At 29.0% G+C, this 6,826-nt stretch carries 7 protein-coding genes; all 7 read right to left on the bottom strand.

The features are described 5' to 3' along the window. Nucleotides 1-20: 20 nt before the first annotated feature. The 7 genes from BN899_RS01780 to topA all read right to left on the bottom strand — a co-directional run bounded on the left by BN899_RS01780 (nucleotide 21) and on the right by topA (nucleotide 6,824). Nucleotides 21-953: an ROK family protein gene (locus BN899_RS01780; RefSeq protein ID WP_042272086.1), complete on the bottom strand. Its 933-nt coding sequence runs from the start codon at nucleotides 951-953 to the stop codon at nucleotides 21-23. A gap of 112 nt (nucleotides 954-1,065) precedes the next feature. Next, nucleotides 1,066-1,836: a GNAT family N-acetyltransferase gene (locus BN899_RS01775; RefSeq protein ID WP_042272083.1), complete on the bottom strand. Its 771-nt coding sequence runs from the start codon at nucleotides 1,834-1,836 to the stop codon at nucleotides 1,066-1,068. Between the two features lie 293 nt (nucleotides 1,837-2,129). Further along, a complete protein-coding gene (locus BN899_RS18865; protein ID WP_154658871.1) occupies nucleotides 2,130-2,288 on the bottom strand; it encodes a hypothetical protein in 159 nt (52 codons plus the stop codon). 140 nt (nucleotides 2,289-2,428) lie between these two features. Continuing rightward, nucleotides 2,429-3,409, bottom strand: coding sequence for an AAA family ATPase (locus BN899_RS01770; protein WP_330362415.1), 981 nt, complete (start codon nucleotides 3,407-3,409; stop codon nucleotides 2,429-2,431). A gap of 92 nt (nucleotides 3,410-3,501) precedes the next feature. Beyond that, entirely contained in the window at nucleotides 3,502-3,702 is a 201-nt protein-coding gene (locus tag BN899_RS21055) for an AAA family ATPase (RefSeq protein WP_330362414.1), read from the bottom strand. Nucleotides 3,703-3,776: 74 nt separating this feature from the next. After that, complete coding sequence (codY, locus tag BN899_RS01765) at nucleotides 3,777-4,562, bottom strand: GTP-sensing pleiotropic transcriptional regulator CodY (protein WP_042272081.1); 786 nt, start codon at nucleotides 4,560-4,562, stop codon at nucleotides 3,777-3,779. A 159-nt stretch (nucleotides 4,563-4,721) separates the two neighbouring features. Then, on the bottom strand, nucleotides 4,722-6,824 hold the full coding sequence (gene topA / locus BN899_RS01760; protein ID WP_042272078.1) for a type I DNA topoisomerase: 2,103 nt from the start codon (nucleotides 6,822-6,824) through the stop codon (nucleotides 4,722-4,724). Nucleotides 6,825-6,826 lie beyond the last annotated feature (2 nt).

The following is a 6,826-nucleotide window of genomic DNA, read 5'->3' as shown; positions in this document are numbered from 1 at the left end:
TTCTAGGCAGTTTTATTTATTTATAGAGCAGATGCCCCTAATATTCCAGCATCATTTTTAAATTTAGCTATAACTATTTCTCCAATTCCAGCACCATCAAATGGAAGGTGTTTTTTAATTTGCTCACTTAACCCTTCTAACATTATATCACTTGCATTTGAAACTCCTCCTCCAATTGATATAACTTCCGGGTCTATAAAGTTTATAATATTAGCAAGCCCCATCGCTAAATATTTTCTAAATCTAGATACAACTTCTATTGCAACTTCATCATTTTCTTTATATGAATCAAATACCATTTTAGCAGTTATGTTATTTACATCATTATCTGCCTTTTCAATTATGATTGTTTTTCTTCCTTCTTCTACTAATTTTCTAGCATACTTTATTATTGCTGTAGCTGAACAAAATGTCTCAAAGCATCCATTATTGCCACAATTACAATCAAAATAATTGCTAGATATCATCATATGCCCGATTTCTGCACCTATTCCATTAGCCCCTGTAATAAGTTTACCATTTATTACAACTCCTCCGCCTATTCCAGTTCCTAATGTTATCATAACTCCACTTTCATAACCTTTCATGCTTCCATATGCATATTCAGCAAGTGCAGCAACATTTGCATCGTTTCCTACCATTACTCTAGTATTTGAAAACTTTTCTTTTATTTTAGGTACAACTAATGCATTTTTTAATCCTAGATTAACACATGTTACCCCTCCATTTTTGGCAACAACTCCAGGGAACCCTATACCTATTGTATTTATTTCCTTAATATCGATATTATTCTTATTTAAAATATTAGTTATTAATTCGATTATATCATCAGCTAGTTTATCTAACCCACCTTGCCTATCTGTTTCTTTGCTAAGTTTACTAATAATTTCTCCATTATTAACAATACCAGCTTTTATGCTCATTCCTCCAACGTCTATACCTATATTATACATACTCTCCTCCTAAGTTCCCCTTGATTAATAAAAATGTTTTCTTCAATAAATCAATTATACAATATATAATTTATTTTAACATTAAATTTTTAACAATCTTTTTAAATTTAAGTTACCTATATCCTATGCTCCAAAAACCAATATTTTCAAACCCTAGCTTTTTATATATTTTTCCAGCTTCTTCATTATCATAAAACAGGCATGGTATCTTTCCTTCACTTAATAATTCATTACAAATTCTTACTATGCATCTAGTTGCAAGCCCTTTATTCCTGTAATTCGGATGTGTTCCTACCCCAACTATCATTGCATGAGTTTTATTTTCTGAAGTACTCTTAGCCATAGCTACTACCTGCTTATTAACTTCTATACAATACCCTCTTCCAGTTTTTAATCCATTTTTTATACAATCTATATTTGTATTTTCAAATTCATCAATTAATTCATATAATCTTACTATCCTTTTTAAATTACCAAACCTTACTTTTTTAACTTTTATTCTTGATGATCTATTTGTATATGCTATCTCTCTATCTAACTTACTTAGATTAACAGTTCTTATTTTTCTTAAATCTATCCTATTTGATAATTGGCTTATTATTTCTGATTTCCCACTTATCTCAGAGTAGTCTAATCTATTAATTAAATTCATAAATTTATCTATGTTAAATTTAGAGTAAGAATAAACTATAATAAAATCAAAGTATTTTACTAAAATTCCCTCTAACTCTCCATCTCTATTTATATCGCCCCAGATATTAAAAAAATAATTATTATAACCATATCTATCTATATCCCCTATTATAAATAGATTAAATTCGGGCTCTTTTTTTAAATACTTCATTAATTTATCATTATAAGTATTATCAAGCTTTACAATCATAACCATTCCCCCTGATATGAACAGTTGCTAAGTATATCTATTCATAAATAAAATTTGTACTATACATTTTATAGTAGATATTTAATTATATGATTTATTTTATAATTCTCTTCTCTATTTTTTAATATTGCATAAAATTTATTTTAAAATATGTAATGTACTACGATTAATAAGGCTTAAATTTATAATACATTTATATGTAAAAGTAGAGATAAATTAAAATCTATCTCTACACGTTTTTATTATGTATATTAAACTACATCTTCATTTCTTAATTCTACTTTGTATAAATCTTAAAATTCACCTTCATTTTCCATTAACACTTTAAAGCTTCCTATCTCAACAATTTTACCACTATCCATAACTACTATTTCATCATATCTACTTAGTATACCTTCTATTAACTTATGATCGACTATTATTATTGTAACGTTATGTCGTTCTAATAACATATCTTTCATTTCCAATTAAAATAATTATATCACTAAACGTATATCTAAATAGGCTTTATTCCCATATATTTTTTATATCAAAAGGTGCTAGCTTTTATGTTTAAAAGTCAGCACCTTAAATATATTTTATTTATAATTTATTATTCATTACTTTTTATACTATCCCAGTACTGTTTAAAAGATATTTCATTTTTGTTTTCTCCTGGAATATAGTACTTTTTATCTTTTATAGCATCAGGTAAGTATTGTTGTTTTATATAATGATTAGGATAATTATGCGGATACTTATAATCTACTCCTCTACCCAAATCTTTAGCTCCAGCATAATGTGCATCTTTTAGATGAAGTGGAATATCTCCTACCTCTATATTATCTAAGTCTGATAATGCATTTTCTATAGCCATGACAGCTGAGTTTGATTTAGGGCATTGTGCTAAATATATTGTAGCTTGTGCCAGAGGTATTCTAGCTTCCGGAAAGCCTAATTGAAGCGCTGCTGAAACACATGCCTCTGTTATAGTTATAGCTTGTGGTACAGCAAGTCCTACATCTTCACTTGCAACACAAAGTAGCCTTCTAGTAATATTTTGAATATCTCCTGCTTTTACAAGTCTAGCTAAGTAGTGAATTGATGCATCTATATCAGACCCTCTCAGAGACTTATGAAATGCAGATAATATAGAGTACCCATCATCTCCACCTTTATCATAACTTAGCATTTTTACACTTGAAGATTCTATAACATTTTGAGCAGTTATATTTACATAATTAGAAGGTATATCTATTCCTAAATTAAAAACTAGCTCTAATTTATTTAATGCACTTCTCATATCACCATTACAGGCCTCTGCTATGTATTCTAAAGCTTTTTCTTCAACATTAATATCTTTATCTTCATATATAGCCTTAAGCTTATTTACGGCATTTTCAAGCCCTTTCAGTATATCTCTTTTTTCTATAGTTTTAAATTCAAATATAGTACTTCTGCTTAAAATGGCTTTATATACTACAAAGTATGGGTTGTCAGCAGTACTTGCTATTAAAGTTACAGACCCCTCTTCAATTACCTCAAGTAATGATTGTTGCTGTTTTCTATTTAATGCCTGAATCTCATCTAGCATTAAAATTATACCATTATAAGAAAATAAATCTCTTTTACTCGCATCTATTGCTTCTTTTATTTCTTTTACACCACAATTTACTGCATTTAATTTTATATATTTTTCCCTGTAACATTAGCTATAATATTTGCCAATGTTGTTTTACCTGTTCCTGGAGGACCATATAGAATCATATTTGGGATAGTATTATTTTCTATAAGTTTATTAATAACTTTCCCTTTACCTATTATATGACTTTGACCTACCATATCTTCTATTTGATGTGGTCTTAATTTATCTGCTAAAGGTTGCATAATCTCACCCTTTCCTAAAATCCATCTGTAATTAAATAAAAGGCATCTACTTAAAAATAGATACCTTTTTATATTTAGTGATTATTTTTTAGTTTTTTAAGTTCTTCAATAAGCTTATCGTTAAGTACTTTTATATGTGTACCTTTCATACCTAAAGACCTTGATTCTATAACCCCTGCACTTTCAAATTTTCTAAGGGCATTAACTATAACAGATCTAGTTATACCAACTCTATCTGCTATTTTACTTGCAACAAGTAATCCTTCTTTTCCATCTAACTCTTCAAATATATGCTCTACAGCTTCAAGTTCGGAGTAAGATAATGTACCTATAGCCATTTGAACTACAGCTTTCTTTCTCATTTCTTCCTCTAACTCTTCACCTATGGCTCGTAATATTTCAAGACCAACTACTGTTGCACTATATTCAGCTATAACTAAATCATCATCTGTAAATCTTTCACCGTATCTTGAAAGCACTAATGTTCCAAGTCTTTGGCCGCTACCTAATATAGGTACTATAGTATTATTTTTATCTAATCTATCATGTTCTTCTGGGAACAATCCTAATAAATCTGCACCCGTTATATTTTCTAATGTTTCATTAATTTTTAATAAATTTTTAGTATATTCCTCTGGGAATTTTTTTTGTTTAGTAATTTCATCTTCTATAACTGAACTATCATTAGCATCCTTAAGGTATAATCCTAAAACTTTCCCCTTACTGCTTAATACGTATGCGTTTGCATTTAATACTTCTCCTAATGCTCCGGCTAATAAATTAAAAGAGACATTGCTTCCACTACTTGATTGTAGGGTTTGATTTATTTTTCTTGTTTTTTGTAACATTTCACTTGCCATTTATATTCATCTCCTCATAAAAGTCAGGCATCATACAACCTATTTTATTATTTAAGTATATCTAATTTGTTTAACAAAAACTTTAATTTGTTTCTAAATCATGCACTTGAAATGTTATCACAAATTTCTGTCTTTTACAATATGATTACTAGTATTTATCTATTTTTCTATTTTTTCATCTGATGCATCTTTATTTTCCTTGATATTACCCTTATTGCAGTCTTTATCTGAGCATATTATTTTTGTTTCAGATTTAGTTACTTTCTCTATCATATAAGATCCACACTTATCACAAACCTCTCCTGTAGGCTTATTCCATGCTATAAAATCACACTCTGGATAATTAGAACATCCATAAAAGGCCTTACCTTTTTTAGACTTTCTAAGAATTATATCTCCTTCATGACACTTTGGACATTTTACTCCAACTTTATTTACAAGAGGCTTTGTAGTTTTGCATTCTGGATAGTTTTTACATGCCATGAATTTTCCAAACCTACCGTATTTGATAACCATGTTCTCTCCACAGTTTTCACATATTTCATCTGTCTCTTCATCCATGTTTATCTTTTCTATGCTTTCTATTGCTACTTCTATAGCTTCTCTAAGTGGTTCATATGCATCTGAAACAACTTTTTTCCATTCAATATGTCCTTCTTCTATTTCATCTAATTGATTTTCCATTTGCGCTGTAAAATCAACATCTATAAATTTTTGGAAGTTATTTTCTAATATATCAGTTACTATTATCCCTAATTCTGTAGGGCAAAGACTTGTTCCTTGTTTTTCAACATACTCTCTATTAAGTATTGTAGTTATTGTTGGTGCATAAGTACTTGGTCTTCCTATTCCTAATTCTTCAAGTGTTTTTACTAAACTTGCCTCTGTAAACCTTGCTGGTGGATTAGTAAAGTGTTGAAGCGGGCTTATATTTTCTAAGTTAAGTACATCACCTTCCTTAATATCTGGTAATATCTTATCTTCTCTATCTGTAAAATTATAAATTTTAGTGTATCCATCAAACTTCATTTTTGACCCAGTTGCTTTAAATATATAGTTTCCTATTTGACATTCTAGGTTTAATATATCAAATACAGAGTCTTCCATTTGGCTTGCTACAAACCTTCTCCAAATTAAGTTATATAGTTTATACTGATCTTTACTTAAATAACTTTTTATACTATCTGGAGTTTTATCAACATAAGTTGGTCTTATTGCCTCATGAGCGTCTTGCACTTTTTTAGTTTCTTTTTTCTCTTTTTGTTCAGCAGTATTTTTATAATAATTTTCGCCTATTTCATCTAGTATATAAGCTTTTGATTTTTCTTTTGCTTCATCAGATATTCTCTTTGAATCAGTTCTTATATAAGATATAAGACCTACAGTTTCTTTATCTATATCTATACCTTCATATAACTCTTGTGCTATACTCATAGTCTTTTTAGTTGTAAAAGATAATTTATTTGCAGCTTCTTGCTGAAGCATACTTGTTGTAAATGGCTTTGGTGCTGCTTTTTTTCTTGATTTAGATTCTATAGAGACTACATCTAAATCTTTATCTTTAATATCAGATAAAATTTCATTTACCATTTCTTCATTTTCTATTTCAATTTTTTTATTGTCTTTTCCATAGAATTTTAAGCTTACATCTTCACCATTTGAAGTTTTTGCCTCTAAATCTATAGTCCAATATTCAACTGGTATAAATGCTTTTATTTCTTTTTCTCTATCACAAATTAATTTTGTTGTTACTGACTGAACTCTACCTGCACTAAGTCCTTTTCTTACCTTTAGCCAAAGTATTGGACTTATTTGGTATCCTAGCAATCTATCTAAGACCCTTCTAGCTTGCTGTGCATCAACTACGCTTATATCTATATTTCTCGGACTTTTTATAGCTTTCTTTATAGCATCTTTAGTTATTTCGTTAAACTCTATTCTACATTCATCTTTTTCATCTAAATCTAGTATATGAGCTAAATGCCATGATATAGCTTCACCTTCTCTATCTGGATCGGTTGCTAGATATACTTTTTTAGATTTTTTTGCTTCTTTTTTTAATTCTTTTATTACGTCGCCCTTACCTCTTATATTTATATACTGTGGATCAAAATTATTTTCTATATCCACACCTAATTTACTTTTTGGTAAATCCCTTACATGACCAACCGAAGCTTTTACGGTATAATGACCTTTTCCTAAAAACTTTTCTATGGTTTTAGCTTTTGCAGGCGATTCTACGATGACTAATGTTTTGGCCATAA

The sequence above is a fragment of the Faecalimicrobium dakarense genome (assembly GCF_000499525.1).
Lineage (GTDB): Bacteria > Bacillota > Clostridia > Peptostreptococcales > Peptostreptococcaceae > Faecalimicrobium > Faecalimicrobium dakarense.
Note: the sequence above shows the minus strand (reverse complement) of the source record. Positions and strands in the feature narration are given on the sequence as shown.